Consider the following 15,132-nt stretch of genomic DNA (forward strand, 5'->3'; position numbering starts at 1 on the left):
CTTATTTTGAAGCTAATTGTGCTAAATCTCTTAATGATTGTTCAAGTGCATTTCTAAATGATTCTACATAATCACCATTTATACTTTTTCTTGTGATTAAATTCATATCAATTTGATTTTCAAGTAAGTTATACCAAAAACCATAACCGTCTGGAACTACTGGACCAAAACCTCCAAGATCAAAATGTTTTGATTCAATTCTACTAGTTGAAAGAAAACTATATGTTAATTGATTATATCCTTCATCATTAAAAAACTCAGGCATTTGTTTTAAGTTTAATTCATCACTAAATTGAATATACATATTTTTTAAAGCAAAGAAATATCTTTCAATACCATTTGAACCAAGGCAGTCTTTAATTCTTTTTGTATGTGCAAGTCCTGCATTAGCCATTAGTACTTTAAGTTCATCTGTATTACTATTTTTATTATCAAAGTTTTCAACAAATTTTAAAACATCCATAGTAATAGGTCTAGAACACTCTGTACGTCCTTTTAAGTATGCTCTTGTTGCTGTTGCTTCATAAGTGCTTCGTAGTTTATTAAAAGTTCTATATTGTGCTAATTGAAGCGCTAAGTGCAAAAATGCATCCGGACTGATTTTCCAGCTTTTAATTGTTTTACTACCAAAATCTTTGAAATATATAATCTCTTGATGAATATCTTCAAGTTTATTTGTATGTTCTTCTTTTATTTTATTTAATTGAGATTTTATTGATTCATTTAAATCCCAAGATAATTGTTCAACTTCTACAGCTTGTGTTGAATTATCTTCTATATATTTATCAATATTATTAAGCTCAGCATTAATGATATTTATAATATTAATCCAAGGACCTGCATCTGCTCCTGTATGTTCTAGATTAAAACCAAAATCACCATTTTTATTAAATATTAATTGTAAGTTTTTATCAAAGTATCTATTGTTTTCATTTGAACCAATAAGACTCATAGCAAAATCATTTAATGTTTTAGAATCTTCGTCAATACATACCATAAATAAAGCATCTTGCAGTACATCAAAGTTTTTATTATTAGTTTCTTCACTGATGATTTCTTCTAATATAATAGCTGCTTCATCTCTGTTTGCTGTTGTAATAAGTCCCATACTTGTATTATTAAGTTCAAGGTCTTTGTTATTCATTAATTCATCTAAAGTATTTACAATTGTATTATATGGGTATCTTTTCCCTTTTTCATCTGTTAAATTTAATTTAAACATATGATTTTTATACATTACAACAATATGACTACTTAGAGTTTTATCTTTTACTATATATTCATCGCAAGTATTTTTTGGGATTTTTGTTGCTTTAAACATCTCTTTATAGGCTGCCATACAAATAGGAGTACCTCGAATCGTTTCAGGCTCAAAAGTTTCATTACAAATACTTTCATAAGTATCCATAAGTTTATTTATAATAACACCTGCGATATTTGTACTTTTATACTCTGCTTTTAGATGACTTGTAATAATTTTTACAAAATAGTTTACATCAATGGCTACTGGTTCTCTTATTTGTAGATACATATCTCTCCATAATGGAGCTAACCAATTTTCATCATTTTCTTTTGAGTATTTTTCAAGTCTTTTATGAAGTATAGGACCTTCATTTTTTAGAAATTTTTCTAAAGTATCTTTTGTATTATTTAGTTCATTATTTGAAATAAGAGGTTCAATCCATTGTAAGAAATTCTCCCTTGCATCATTTAAGTTTGTCATAGGTAAGGGTTTAAGTTGTTCTTGATATTCAAAAGTTTTTGGCATTAGTTTCCTTATTATCTGTAATTATATGTAATTATAATATAATAACTATTATTAATATATTTAAAGGTAGGAGTAGGAATGTTAAAGAAAAAAGGGTTTGTGGGACTAATAGCTTCACTAGTATTAGCTTCAAATTTATTTGGTGCAAAAGTTACAGCTTTAAAAACAGCACTTGACGAAGAGAATTTCCAATTACAAGTAGTAGTTGAGATTTTAAAAAAAATGGGACACACTGTAAAGATCTCAAATGATTTAGAGTATGCAATTACATTTCAAACTATTTCAGATAATGCGCAAAGTGATGATGTATATTTTATGGCGGCACACTGGGATCCAATTCAAACGAATATGATCAAAGGAGTTGGTGGAGCTGATAAGCTTGCTATTTTCTCTGAGTATATTTCTAATTGTGCAACTGGATATGTAGTTGATAAAAAAACTGCTGATAAGTATAATATTAAATATATTAGCGATTTAAAAGATCCAAAAATTGCAAAACTTTTTGATGCAAGTGGTAATGGTAAAGCTGATTTAACTGGTGCTAGTGTTGGATGGGAAGTTGCAAATACTATTGATTACCAAATTGATGAATTTAAATTAAAAGATACAGTTTCTCATAATCAAGGTACTTACTCTGCAATGATTTCAGACACAATGGCAAGATATAAAACTGGTAAACCAGTACTATTTTGGACGTGGACTCCTTATTGGGTTTCTGGAAAACTAGTACCTGGAAAAGATATTGTATTTTTACAAGTTACTAACTCTGCTCATCCAAAAGGTATAGATACTGAATTATCAAATGGAGCTAATTATGGTTTCCCTATTAATTCACAAAAGATTGTTGCAAATAAAAGTGTTTTAACTAAGCATAAAGATATTGCAAAAGTATTTGATCTTGTTAAATTACATGTAAATGATGTATCAGGACAAAACATGCTTATGAGAAATGGTCAGAAAAAAGATGCTGATATTAAAAGACATGTTCAAATGTGGTTAAAAGGAAATGCTAAAAAAGTAGATTCTTGGATTACATTAGCTCAAGCAGCTAAATAAATTTTATAAAACAAGGAGTCATCCTTGTTTTATTATACTTGAGCCTTTTGGCTGATTAAACTTTGAACTCTTTCAAGTTTTGCTATTTCATTAAACTCTTCATCATTTTCAATCTCTGAACTATAATCTTCATTTAATTCAATTGCTTTTTCTAAATCATGAATTGCATTCTCTTCTTGATTTAATACAGCAAAGGCTTTTGCTCTTTGGTAATAGGCATTTGAGTAGTTATCATCAATTAATAAAGCTTGATTTGTAAGATTTAAAGACCAGTTAGCTTCTCCTAAATCTAAAACAGCATCAGCTTTATATGCAATTGCTTCAACATCATCAGGTCTTAATTCTAGAATCTCATCATAAGCTTCAATTTTACCAGAGGGAGTTGAATCCTGCGAAGCTCTAAGCCATAAAGAGTGAATAGTATTCATAAGTTCTATCTCTTGGGCATTCTCTTTTACTTGTTTTGCTCTTTGTGCAAGAGATTTTTCAAATTGTGCCATTCTTCCTTCATACTCATTAATAGTCTTAGAAGTTTTTTCATCAATCATATGTTTGATTTTTTCATTTACATCTTTTATTGAAGTCCAACCAATTATTACTAGAATTGAACTGGCTGTTGCAATGATATAAAACATATTATTAATAGTTGAGGTAGCATAGTTGATTACATTATTTGAAATCTCCACTTCTTTTTTAGCTAATGACTCGTGTATTTGAATTTTTAAATTTCTATTTTCATCTCTTAGAAGTTTTAGTTCATTTAAAATATAGTTTTCAACAAAAGGGGTGTATAGAGGTTTCTCCAAATTATCAATTTTTTTAACTAACTCTTTTTCTTGAATATTCGCAAATACTGCTGAAAATGTTAAAAATAGTAATAATAAATACTTCATAATTGTCCTTTTGTTTTAATTGGCTAATGATATTCAAAAAATTATTATAAGTAAATAGTTTTATATTTTTTTATAAAGAAATCTCTTCCATATCATCTAACCATCCAGCATTAGGAGTTAGTTTCATAATCTTCATACTACTAGCTTCTTCTGGTTTTTCTGGTCTTGAATGAATATGTTTTAATACTAATTTATCTTCAATTCTTCCAATAATTTCAATTTTTCCAATATCATGACCCATAATAAACTTAAATCTTTTTGCATAACCATCAAGTTTTGTTTTTGCTTCATCTACCATATCTATTGCATCTTTTAATGGTACTTGGAAGTGGTTTCTTACTCGACTAACTGGCATACATTGGTATAAGTAATACGGGTTTACTCCAATAGATGTAAGCCCATTCATAAGGTTTTCAATGTCTTCAACTGAATCATTTACTCCTTTTAATAAAACTGCTTGATTGTTTACTGCAATTCCCGCTTCTCTAATTCTTAGGATTGCTTTTTTTGCTGTTGGTGTTATTTCATTTACATGATTGAAATGAGTTGGGATATAAAGTGTTTTTACTTTATTAAATTCTTTTAAATATTCCATTAAACTATCATCAAAAAATCTCATTGGGTAAACAACAGGTGTTCTAGTACCAATTCTTACAAAATTAACGTGGTCAATCTCTTTTAGCCCTTCTAACATTTTCTTTAATTTTGGAGTATCAATAAGCATTGGATCACCTCCAGAGATAATTACATTTGTAATCTCTTTGTGCTCTTTTATATATTCAAGTGCTTTTTTGAAGTTATCAACTGTTTTATCATTTGGTAAACCAACAATTGCCTTTCTGAAACAGTGTCTACAATACATAGAACAGTAATCAGTTGCTACAATAAGAGCAGAATATGGATATTTATGAAGTATTCCATTTCCTTTATTATGCTTGTCATCACCGTAAGGGTCTTTTGTAGTCTCACCCATAGAACCCGAAATAGTCAATTCTTCTTCACTTGGAAATGCAAGTTTTTTAATTGGATCATTAGGATTATTCTCATCAATTAAACTAAGATAGTATCTTGGAATATTCATAGGATGTTTGTCTACAACTTCTTTTAGTTTAGCTTCATCTTCTTCATTTAAATTAATGTAGTTTTTTAGCTTATCTACTGAATTAACATTGTTTTTTAATTCCATCCACCAATCAACTACTTCCCAATTTACATCTATCTGTTTAATTTTACTCATATTTAATGCTCTTTATTTTCTTTTGATTTGTATATTATTTACATATAAAATGTAAAAAAACTACATAAAGTATGTGTCTTTATATCATAAGAAAAATTAAAAAAATACAAATAATATGATAAAAAAGTAATAAAATTTGTTAGTTGTGGGTTAACTGTATATTAGATTCTAAAAGTTACAAGGTAGTAGTATATTTAGAGATTATAATTTACATATGAGATGTAAAAAAAGTACATTGTTTAGGTGTTTTATTTTGTAGATATATATGATTTACCTTCAATTGGATTAATCAAAATACCTTTTTTTGTTTTGAATTTTATAGGGATTGATTCTCTGCTTTCATGGTTAATTGTCTTATATACTATAAAATGTAAATGAGCTCCATTGTTATATCCTGTTGAGCCTGATTGGGCTAATAACTCACCTCTTTTTACATAATCGCCAGTTTTTACATATAAACTATTATATTTTAGATGATTGTATACAGCATAAGTATTATCAGGGTGTTTTATTATAATTTTATTTGCTTTCCCTAGAAACTTTTTATTATTGCCACCTTCTTGGGAATCGCTTTTTGTACTTACAACTAATCCTTCTCTACTTGCATATACTTTTACTCCTTCTTTCATATCAAAATCAACTGCATATAATGAATTGTTTTTATGACTAAAATAACCATCAAATCCTTGGCTGACTCTTTGTTTTGTATTTAGTTCATAGGGAAGTCTATACAAATAACTATCATCATGTACTGCATTTTTTGTTCCTAAAACCCATTTATACTTGCTGTTGTAAGAGAATTTATTTTTACTTATTATAAATTCACATATTTTAGATTTAGATTTTGGTTTAAAACTTTTTATAGTGGGTAAAGGACATAATGAAATTAAGTTTTTTATACTTGCATCATATTTTATTGTTATATGGTGTAAAGAGTTATTATATACATAAGCAATAATCTTATTACCTTGTTTATGTGACTTAATATAGATATCTTTATTTTTTGAATTTGATACTGTTATGATTAAAATAATCATAAATATAGATTTAAACATTGAGACCCTTGATATTTTATGATATATAATACTATTTTTATATATAATACTTTGTTTAATTTATTTGAAGGAATTATAATTGGCTTTATTAAATAATGATAAAGATGTACTACCCTTAAGTAGTATTGCAGAGTTATTAACTGCAAAAGTAAGAACTCTTAAAATGTATGAAGAAAAGAAGTTATTACCACCTAAAAAAGAGACAAAAAAACTTTACTCTATTAATGATGTAAAGATAATATCATTTGTACACTATTTAGCGAGTGTAAAAAAGATTAATGCTAATGGTATTAAATATATTAATGAAATGTTATCAAATAATATGGATGAAAAAAATAAGACAGAATTCTTAGATATTGTTGAGCAAAAACTTGAAAAACTTTCTGGTTCAGAAGTAACAGATATCGAAACTATTTAAATCAATATGTATTTACATATTGATTTATTTTTCGGTAACTTTCTTAACAATACTTTCAATCATATTTCTAAATACAAAAAAATGTAGTGGTATCATAGAATACCAGTATAATCTACCTAAAACACCTTTTGGATAAAAATAAGCAGATTGTATAAGCTTATTATTTTCTATTTTAAATTCTAACCAAGCATGTCCTGGAACTTTCATTTGTGCAAAAAGTAGTAGTCTTTCATTTTCTTGAATATCTGCAACCTTCCAAAAATCAAGACTTTCTCCAACTCGTAGTTCTTCTTGACTTCTTCTTCCTCTTTTTAGTCCAACACCACCTATTAGTTTATCTATGGCTCCTCTAATTTCCCAAAGGAAATCATAATCAAACCACCCATTTTCACCTCCAATACTCATAAAACTATTGTAGATTTTTTCTTTATTTATATTTGTAATATCTATTTCTTTTCTATCCACAAAAATAGCATCTGAAATCTCTTTTGCATGGTCTCTATCCCATATTTTCCCAGAGTTATCTGTCCATCTACTTATTACTTGATTTGATTCTATTTCTTCTACTGCTTTTTTTACTGATTCTATAAAATCAATTGGTTTAATTTGAGGGAAGTATTTTGAAGCATGGTCATTTTGAATTATCACTTCTGATTTAAGACCTTCAATAAGTGCTTTTGCAACAGTGAAAGGTACTGGCGTAAATATATTCAACCAGTATGATGATAGGGCTATTGATAAAAAAGGTAATGGAATTAAAAATCTTTTTAATCCTAATGCTTCTCCTGTTTTTATCATCATTTCTCTATATGTTAATTGTTCACTTCCAATATCAACAATAAGATTTTTTTCTTCTTTTAGATATAAGGATTGTTCTAAATATTTTAATACATCATCAACTGCAACTGGTTGTGCTTTTGTATATACCCATTTTGGTGTTGTCATTACTGGTAGTTTCTCGGTTAGGTTTCTAATAATCTCAAAGCTAGTACTTCCAGAACCTATAATAACTCCTGCTCTTACCCAAATAGTTTGTACTTGTTTTTCAGAGCTTAGAACTTCACCTGTTTCAATTCTACTTAATAAGTGTTTGCTAGTATTTTCATCTTTTACTCCAAGCCCACCTAAATAAATAACTCTTTTAACTCCACACTCTTTAGCTACATCAATAAAGTTTTGAGCAGAGAGTCTATCAAGGTTTTTATAATCTTTTGAGTTTAGTGAGTGTATAAGATAATATGCTATATCTACTCCATGAAGTGCAGTTCGAAGTTTGTCTTTGTCAAAAGTATCGCCTTCAAAAACTTCTGCTTCTTGTTCGATATTTGCTGATAAGGCTTTTTTATTTCGAACATATAATCGAAGTTGAATATCTTCATTTGCTAATAGTTTTTGTTTTAATCGTCTTCCAATATATCCAGTTGATCCAGTTAATAATACTTTCATGACATATCCTTTTGATTATATTTAATAGTTTAGCATTAAATAATAAGTTTTAGTATTAATAATATGTCGATTAGTGGTAATGATTGGGAGTTATGTATTGAAATAAGAGGAAAACTCCTCTTATCTTTTAGTTTATGTAGTTAGCTTTTTTATCTTGTGTATCTAATTCTTGACCAATCTCTTGGTATCTTTTGAAGTAGTGTTTTACGAAAGAGTTGATTTTAGCGTTTACTGGCATGAAGTATTTCTCTTCTTTTACAGCATATTGATTTAAAAACTCAGTTGCATCTTTTTTATCTAAGTAGTGCGTTGCTAAAGATGTATATGTTTGAACATACCAATCTTTTAATACTTTGATTTTTTCTGTACTTATATCAATGATTAGTTTTTCATCTACAAAGTCTAATACTTTTGAATCAAATAATCCATCTAAATGAATAAGACCTTCACAATAGTATGGTTGAACTTCATCTACTTCCATCCATCCCATTAATCCTACTGCTCTTTTTGCAACATCAATAAATACTTGTTCTTCTAGCTGCGCTTCATCATCTTGTGTATCTAAGATATACGAGATTAATCCACCAGTAGTTGCTTTGAATTCTTCGATATTTTTGAAGTTTCCACTTTTGTTCATTACTGATTCTGTTTCATCATCACACCATAAAATATGTCCAAATTCATGACCGATTGTAGAAATATCATATACTTGATGCCAAGCTCTTGTTTCATTGAATAAGAACTCTCTATCTTTTGTAAGGAACTCCTGTCCGAATACTTCTTGTGATAATTTCAAGAATGGTTTAGCTCTTGAAGTTTGAAGAATTTCATCTGAGAATGCAAAAATCTTTTTACCTTCTTCTTTTGATACAATTTCATCATTTGGTACAACTTGTGCTGAGAATAATCCATTGAATTCAGCTCCAAAGAATATTGCAGGTCGTCCAATATATAACTGTACTTTATCAAGTGATTTTAGTGAGAAGTTATATACAGATTTATTTGCTTCACCTTGTTCACAATTATCAAAGATTTTTGCAAATGCTGATTTGATTTTGTTTACTCTATGGTCGTTTTGAGAAAACTCTGGATTAGTAAGTCTAATATCCCACTCTAAAGCAACAGCTTTTCTAAAGTGATCTTCATAATATTCTAATGGATGTCCGATTTGAACTGGTGATTTTATTTTCATCCAAGCTCTATCTACATCTGCCCATTTTGCTACAAGTTTATGTTCTCTATCTTCACCAAAGGCTTTGATTAGTGTTTGGATATATAAAATATAATTCCATTTTTCACCATAAACATCATCTTCTAATTCGATTAGTTTTTCTTCAAACTCTTCTAATTCATCAATAACCGCAGTTGTTTGATCTTTGAAAGCTTTGATATATGATTGTGATTTGTATTCTTCTTTGTGTTTTACAAGTGCAGAGTATGATCTATCAGCTATCATATCGTTATGACCTAAGTCGTATAAATGATTATCTTCTAAGTATTTATATACTTTTGTATCATCACCATCAAACTTGGCTAATAACTCTTTATTAATACCATTAATAATATGTGCTGTCCAATCACTTTGCCATAAAGACATCTTTTCACCTACATTATATACACCTTCAAAAATTGCTTGATAGAATGGTGTTAATAAATTATTGTGTTTAATATAATCTACTAATGTTTTGTGTTTTGCTTGCCAGTAGTCTTTTACGAAGCAATAAGCTTTTTCTTGTAACTCGATTATTTCTGATTCGTTTTTTTCTTTTTTCTTTAGAACTTGTACTAGTGAATCATCTCTTAAGTTTACTAGTCTTACAACTAATGCTAATCTTAAGTCTTCGCTCATCTCTAAACCTAAAGTTTGAGCGAATTCATTGATGATTTCAAGTTTATCTAGTTCGTTATTTTCTAAATGAGAAATTAGTTTATTAACATTTGTTTTTTGAGAGTTTAAAAACTCATAAACTTCTGCTAAATCATTTAAAAATTTGTTTTTATCCAAAATATAATCCTTGTAATATATTAATGTTAGTCTATCTTTTTTAATCTATCTTTCAAATAAAATGATATAGATAATACTACTAAAAGCACTAAAGGAATAATAATTTTTACAATCCCATCATTTACACTGTAGTGTGAAAATGAAGCAAAAACAAAATCAAAAGCAAATCCCGCATAGGCTACATCTCTTATTCTGTCATACTGTTTTGGTAAAAATAGTGCAATAGCTCCAAGTATTTTAAATACACCAAGTAATGCGAAGAAGTATAGTGGATAACCCAAAGCATCTGCTGTATCAATAACCCCTTGAGGTTGAACAATATCCATAACTCCGCCAAGTAATCCTACTAATATTGCAATAATTCCTGTAGTTATAAAATAAAAACCTTTTTTGTTTAATATTTTTTCTTTCATTTTGATTCCTTTTTCTTAAGAATAAAGTATATTATTTTTGTGTTTATTTTGTGTTTATTCCATTTTTTAGCACTTGAGTGCTAAAAGTGCTAGTTTTTATAAATACTTTAGCTTCCTTTTATAAAGTTGTGATAAAATTTCACTATAAAATTAAAAAATATCATAAGGAATTTTTATGGCTAAACATCAATTTCAAACAGAAGTAGGACAACTTCTACAATTAATGACTCACTCTTTATACTCAAACAAAGAGATTTTTATAAGAGAATTAGTATCAAATGCAAGTGATGCAATTGATAAATTAAACTACTTAAAATTAACAGATGAAGCAATCAAAACTGCTTTACCAGAATCTTGGGCAGGTCAAGTTGATATTACATTTGACGAAGCTGATAAGTCATTAACTATTATTGATAATGGTATTGGTATGAACGAAGCTGATTTAATCGCTTCTATTGGTACAATCGCAAAATCAGGAACTAAATCATTCGTTGAAGCAATGACTGGTGATGCTAAAAAAGATTCTAACTTAATCGGACAATTCGGTGTTGGTTTCTATTCTGTATTTATGGTAGCTTCTCACGTAGATGTTATCTCTAAAAAAGCTGGAGAAGAAGTAGCATACAAATGGTCTTCTGATGGTACTGGTGAGTTTGATTTATCTGCTTGTACAAAAGAATCATCTGGAACTGTTATTTACATCAAATTAAAAGATGAAGAAGCAGAAGAATTTGCAAGTAAAGAAAGAATTAAAACAATTGTTGGAAAATACTCTAACCATATTGCATACCCAATTTTCTTATCTTACAAAGAAGAAGTTACTGAAGAATTAAGCGAAGAAGATACAAAAGCTGGTAAAGAAGCTAAGAAAACTATCGAAGATAGAAACGAAAAAATCAATGAAGCAACTGCTTTATGGATGCAACCAAAGTCTAAATTAAAAGCTGATGAGTACAATGATTTCTATAAATCAATCTCTCACGATTCACAAGACCCAATGGCTGTAATTCACACTAAAGCTGAAGGTGTAAATGAATATACAACATTATTCTACATCCCTAAAACTGCTCCAATGGATATGTATAGAGCTGACTTCCAACCAGGTGTTAAGTTATACGTAAAAAGAGTATTTATTACTGATTCTGAAAAAGAATTATTACCAACTTACTTAAGATTCGTAAGAGGTATTATTGATTCAGAAGATTTACCATTAAACGTTTCAAGAGAAATTTTACAAGAAAATAGAGTAATGGCTAACATCAAACAAGCTTCTGTTAAAAAAGTATTAAATGAAATCAAAAAACTTTCTAAAGATGAAGAAAAGTATGCTGAATTTATTGAGCAATATAACAGACCTTTAAAAGAGGGTGCTTACCAAGACTTCACAAATAAAGAAGCAATCTTAGAATTAATCAGATTCAAATCTTCAAAAGCTGAGAGTGGAAAAATGACTTCATTAAAAGCATATAAAGAAGCTGCTGATACTGAACAAAAAGCAATTTACTACATCATCGGTGAAAACGAAAATGTATTAAAAAATTCTCCATTATTAGAAGCATACAAAAAGAATGATATTGAAGTTCTTATCTTAGATGATAAAGAAATTGATGAAATTATCACTCCAATGTATGGTACTTACCAAGAGTGGGAATTCAAAGATATTACATCTGCTGAAGCTCCAAAAGTAGAGCAATCAGAAGAAGAGAAAAAAGAAGTAGAAGAAAAATTCCAAGATATTACTACTAAAATCAAAGATATCTTAGGTGAATCAGTTTCTGACGTTAGAGTTACAAACAGATTATCAGAGTCTCCATCTTGTGTTGTTAAAGACGCTGGTGATGCTCAAATGCAACAAATGGCTCAAATGATGAGATCAATGGGACAAGAAATGCCAGATTCTGCTCCAATCTTAGAAATCAACCCTGACCACGAAATTGTAACAAAATTAAACGGTTTAAATAATGATTCATTAGTTTCTGATGTTTCATGGGTATTACTAGACCAAGCAAAACTATCTGAAGGTATGGAAATTACTGATGCAGTAGCGTTTGCACAAAGATTATCTAGAATCACAGCAAAAGCTCTATAAAAATAAAAAACTATTTGCACGCATCTTCGGCGTTGCAAATAGTTTTTCTTTCAATTACTTAACTTCCGTAAACTCAATCAACAAAAACTATCTGCGCCTTGATTTTTCATACAACTAACTCTATTAAACTTCTAAAATTAATATTATCTAATTTAAATTTCGCTAAAATCTATTACTAATCTGTAAAGATATAAAAGGTAACTAATGTCTATTGATAAAAATGATATTGAAAAATATATTTTTGACCCTTCTAATCCAAAACAATGTAAATCATATAAATTATTATTAAATATTGCAAAAAAGAACGCATACAGCTTTTTTTCTCCAGCTATTTTGAGATATATATTTAAAGATGATATTTTTAATAAAGATTATGAAAATGAACTTTGGGATGTTCCTGAAAATTATGATGAATTATCAACTGATAAAAAGATTGAACTTTTCAGAAAACAACTTTCTGATGTTGAACTTGAAGAGTTTATATCAAAAAATGAATTAAATTATAAGAAGTTTTTAAAGTTTGATTTTATAAAACTTATTAAGATAACCCATGAATTTTCGTTTCCTGGAAATGAAATTAAATTAAGTATTGTAGATGAACTTCAAAAGTATATAAAAGATTCGGTTTTATTGCCAGAATCTTATGAATTTAATAATGATGATGAATATGTTAGTCATGATAAAAACTTCATATTTTTTTCAAAAAATTACTATGAAGTTTTACAGTTTAACTTTACTCGTTCTTCAATTTTTATTACATTAGAAGAGAATGTAAATAATTTTTTAGCTCATAATAAAAATAATATAAAACCAATTTTTCTTAAAAAAATAGAAGATATAGATTTACTCCTAAATGTACTACAAGAAGATTTAAAAAAAGAAAAACAAAAAGATATTGAAAAAGAAGAAATTACTAATTTAAAAAGTATTGAAATAAATGACTTCTTTAGTATAAAAAATCTAAGATTAGAAAATCTAGAAGATAAAAAAGAAATATATTTAGTTGGAGAAAATGGTGATGGAAAATCTTTATTTTTACAAGCTTTAACATTGGGATTGAAAGGCATTTCGGAGGGTGATGTTTTTGATACAGTAAAATCTCAAAAAGATTATGTTTTAAGGCTTGAAGATACAAATGATAATATTTATGATTCTAAAAATCAAGAATATAAAAATCTTTTTGCGTATGGTGCAAATAGAAATAATAATTGTCAAATGAAAGAAGATGAAACTGGTTACCTAACACTATTCAATGCTTCATTAGACTTAAAAAATCCTATAGATTGGTTGATTTATTTAGATCATAGTGAAAAATCTGGAAAGAAAAATATTATTTCAGTTGAAGCAGCAAAAAAACTTTTACAAGAATTATTAAATAGTGATATTAAAATTGATATTTTCCCTGATAAAGTTGTCTTTACAGAAAAAGGTTCTGTTGTTGATTTTATTCAATTATCAGCAGGATATAAAGGTGTTATTACAATATTAACTGATTTATTAGCCAGATTATCTGAAAATCAACCTTATGTTAAAAATATAAATGATTTTAAAGGAATAGTTTTAATTGATGAAATAGAACTTCATCTTCATCCAAAATGGAAATATGATTTAGTAAAAAAATTAAGAGATGTTTTCCCTAATATTCAATTTATTATGACAACTCATAGTCCTACTGTTATTTTAGGCGCATCAAAAGAAGCAGTTTTTTATAAAATATATAAAGACGAGGGTGAGGTTAAAATATCAAATCAAATTGCCAATGAAGGGTATACAAATAATTCCTTAGTATCTTCTCCTTTATTTGATTTAGAAACAATTACTTCAAGAGATTATGATAAAAGAATAAGTAGTGATGATTATGTATATGATAAAATTCATGAAAGAGTATCTTTAAAAATCAAAGAAGATATAAATATAGAAGAAGATGAAATATTAAAACTAATTGACGAAGAATTAGATAACTTATGATTAAAATAGAAAAAGATTTTGATGATATTCCTAGTATATTAAAAAGCGATAATAGAAAAGAAGCTTTTGATAATAATATTACTGCAAGTAAATATACAGATGATAAGAATTTATATAAAGTAGGTTCTGTTCAAAAAAAACTTAATGAAATATATCATTTGAAGTGTGCTTATTGTGAACAAAAACTTTTAGATAGTCCAAAACATATAGAACATTATAGACCTAAAGATACATATTTTTGGTTGGCATATTCTTGGGATAATTTATTGCTTAGTTGTGGGAGTTGTAATAGTACGAAAGGAAAAAAATTTGAGATTGCAAATTCACAAGTTTCATATACTAATGAAAACTTTTTAAATATACATAATCTTAGTGATAATTATAATTTAATTGAGAAACCATTAATAATAAATCCTGAAAAAGAATATGTCTTAGATAAGTTAATTTTTGATGCAGAAGGAAAAATTAATTCCGAAGATACTAGAGTTTCACATACAATTAATTATGCTTGTAATTTAAATAGAAAAGAGTTACTTGAAAAAAGACTTTTGATTATTACTAATTTTAAAAGCCGTATTCAAAAGCATTATTTACTATTTCTAAAACATAAAGATATCACTAGATTTAAACCTGATATAGAAAACTTTTTAGAAGAATGTACAAAAGAAAATGAATTTTATTCTTTTCGCTATTTTATTATTAATAATATAGATACTTTTTTTGAAAATGAACATATTCAAAAGATTTTAAAGAGGTTGATTCTAAAATTAGCATAATTAATAAA

Annotated in this window: 12 protein-coding genes; 5 read left to right on the plus strand and 7 right to left on the minus strand. The window is 27.6% G+C overall.

Annotation, left to right across the window (positions count from 1 at the left end; translation table 11 throughout):
- Position 1: 1 nt before the first annotated feature.
- On the minus strand, positions 2–1,768 hold the full coding sequence (locus tag ALEK_RS05940) for a choline/carnitine O-acyltransferase (protein ID WP_071626067.1): 1,767 nt from the start codon (positions 1,766–1,768) through the stop codon (positions 2–4).
- A 78-nt stretch (positions 1,769–1,846) separates the two neighbouring features.
- Between ALEK_RS05940 and proX the strand changes: the two genes are divergently transcribed.
- Entirely contained in the window at positions 1,847–2,824 is a 978-nt protein-coding gene (proX, locus tag ALEK_RS05945; protein ID WP_071626066.1) for a glycine betaine/L-proline ABC transporter substrate-binding protein ProX, read from the plus strand.
- Positions 2,825–2,856: 32 nt separating this feature from the next.
- On the opposite strand, the gene ALEK_RS05950 is transcribed toward proX, so the two are convergent.
- The 3 genes from ALEK_RS05950 to ALEK_RS17645 all read right to left on the minus strand — a co-directional run bounded on the left by ALEK_RS05950 (position 2,857) and on the right by ALEK_RS17645 (position 6,009).
- Positions 2,857–3,717: a tetratricopeptide repeat protein gene (locus ALEK_RS05950; RefSeq protein ID WP_083574595.1), complete on the minus strand. Its 861-nt coding sequence runs from the start codon at positions 3,715–3,717 to the stop codon at positions 2,857–2,859.
- A 70-nt stretch (positions 3,718–3,787) separates the two neighbouring features.
- On the minus strand, positions 3,788–4,954 hold the full coding sequence (locus ALEK_RS05955; RefSeq protein WP_071626064.1) for a KamA family radical SAM protein: 1,167 nt from the start codon (positions 4,952–4,954) through the stop codon (positions 3,788–3,790).
- A gap of 248 nt (positions 4,955–5,202) precedes the next feature.
- Complete coding sequence (locus ALEK_RS17645) at positions 5,203–6,009, minus strand: M23 family metallopeptidase (RefSeq protein ID WP_071626063.1); 807 nt, start codon at positions 6,007–6,009, stop codon at positions 5,203–5,205.
- A 79-nt stretch (positions 6,010–6,088) separates the two neighbouring features.
- Here ALEK_RS17645 and ALEK_RS05965 point away from each other — a divergent pair, with 79 nt between their 5' ends.
- Entirely contained in the window at positions 6,089–6,427 is a 339-nt protein-coding gene (locus ALEK_RS05965) for a MerR family transcriptional regulator (RefSeq protein ID WP_071626062.1), read from the plus strand.
- Positions 6,428–6,451: 24 nt separating this feature from the next.
- Here ALEK_RS05965 and ALEK_RS05970 read toward each other — a convergent pair whose 3' ends face one another.
- From ALEK_RS05970 to ALEK_RS05980, 3 genes are all read right to left on the minus strand, one after another.
- On the minus strand, positions 6,452–7,873 hold the full coding sequence (locus ALEK_RS05970; protein WP_071626061.1) for an SDR family oxidoreductase: 1,422 nt from the start codon (positions 7,871–7,873) through the stop codon (positions 6,452–6,454).
- A 127-nt stretch (positions 7,874–8,000) separates the two neighbouring features.
- A complete protein-coding gene (ciaB, locus tag ALEK_RS05975) occupies positions 8,001–9,878 on the minus strand; it encodes an invasion protein CiaB (protein WP_071626060.1) in 1,878 nt (625 codons plus the stop codon).
- A 26-nt stretch (positions 9,879–9,904) separates the two neighbouring features.
- A complete protein-coding gene (locus ALEK_RS05980) occupies positions 9,905–10,291 on the minus strand; it encodes a DoxX family protein (RefSeq protein WP_071626059.1) in 387 nt (128 codons plus the stop codon).
- A gap of 175 nt (positions 10,292–10,466) precedes the next feature.
- On the opposite strand from ALEK_RS05980, the gene htpG reads away from it, so the two are divergent.
- From htpG to ALEK_RS05995, 3 genes are all read left to right on the plus strand, one after another.
- Positions 10,467–12,380 (plus strand): molecular chaperone HtpG, encoded by a 1,914-nt coding sequence (gene htpG / locus ALEK_RS05985; protein ID WP_071626058.1) that lies wholly within the window; start codon positions 10,467–10,469, stop codon positions 12,378–12,380.
- Positions 12,381–12,584: 204 nt separating this feature from the next.
- Positions 12,585–14,348, plus strand: coding sequence for an AAA family ATPase (locus ALEK_RS05990; RefSeq protein ID WP_071626057.1), 1,764 nt, complete (start codon positions 12,585–12,587; stop codon positions 14,346–14,348).
- Positions 14,345–15,124 carry a retron system putative HNH endonuclease gene (locus tag ALEK_RS05995; RefSeq protein WP_071626056.1) on the plus strand — a complete coding sequence of 260 codons (780 nt, stop codon included), beginning with the start codon at positions 14,345–14,347 and terminating at the stop codon, positions 15,122–15,124. Before ALEK_RS05990 ends, ALEK_RS05995 begins: the two co-directional genes overlap by 4 nt.
- Positions 15,125–15,132: the final 8 nt, after the last annotated feature.

It is taken from the genome of Poseidonibacter lekithochrous (assembly GCF_013283835.1).
GTDB lineage: Bacteria > Campylobacterota > Campylobacteria > Campylobacterales > Arcobacteraceae > Poseidonibacter > Poseidonibacter lekithochrous.

Coding starts and splice junctions, on each gene's coding strand:
- htpG (WP_071626058.1), top strand. CDS start 10,467: ATGGCTAAACATCAATTTCAAACAGAAGTAGGACAACTTCTACAATTA.
- ALEK_RS05940 (WP_071626067.1), bottom strand. CDS start 1,768: ATGCCAAAAACTTTTGAATATCAAGAACAACTTAAACCCTTACCTATG.
- proX (WP_071626066.1), top strand. CDS start 1,847: ATGTTAAAGAAAAAAGGGTTTGTGGGACTAATAGCTTCACTAGTATTA.
- ALEK_RS05950 (WP_083574595.1), bottom strand. CDS start 3,717: ATGAAGTATTTATTATTACTATTTTTAACATTTTCAGCAGTATTTGCG.
- ALEK_RS05955 (WP_071626064.1), bottom strand. CDS start 4,954: ATGAGTAAAATTAAACAGATAGATGTAAATTGGGAAGTAGTTGATTGG.
- ALEK_RS05995 (WP_071626056.1), top strand. CDS start 14,345: ATGATTAAAATAGAAAAAGATTTTGATGATATTCCTAGTATATTAAAA.
- ALEK_RS05980 (WP_071626059.1), bottom strand. CDS start 10,291: ATGAAAGAAAAAATATTAAACAAAAAAGGTTTTTATTTTATAACTACA.
- ALEK_RS05990 (WP_071626057.1), top strand. CDS start 12,585: ATGTCTATTGATAAAAATGATATTGAAAAATATATTTTTGACCCTTCT.
- ALEK_RS17645 (WP_071626063.1), bottom strand. CDS start 6,009: ATGTTTAAATCTATATTTATGATTATTTTAATCATAACAGTATCAAAT.
- ALEK_RS05970 (WP_071626061.1), bottom strand. CDS start 7,873: ATGAAAGTATTATTAACTGGATCAACTGGATATATTGGAAGACGATTA.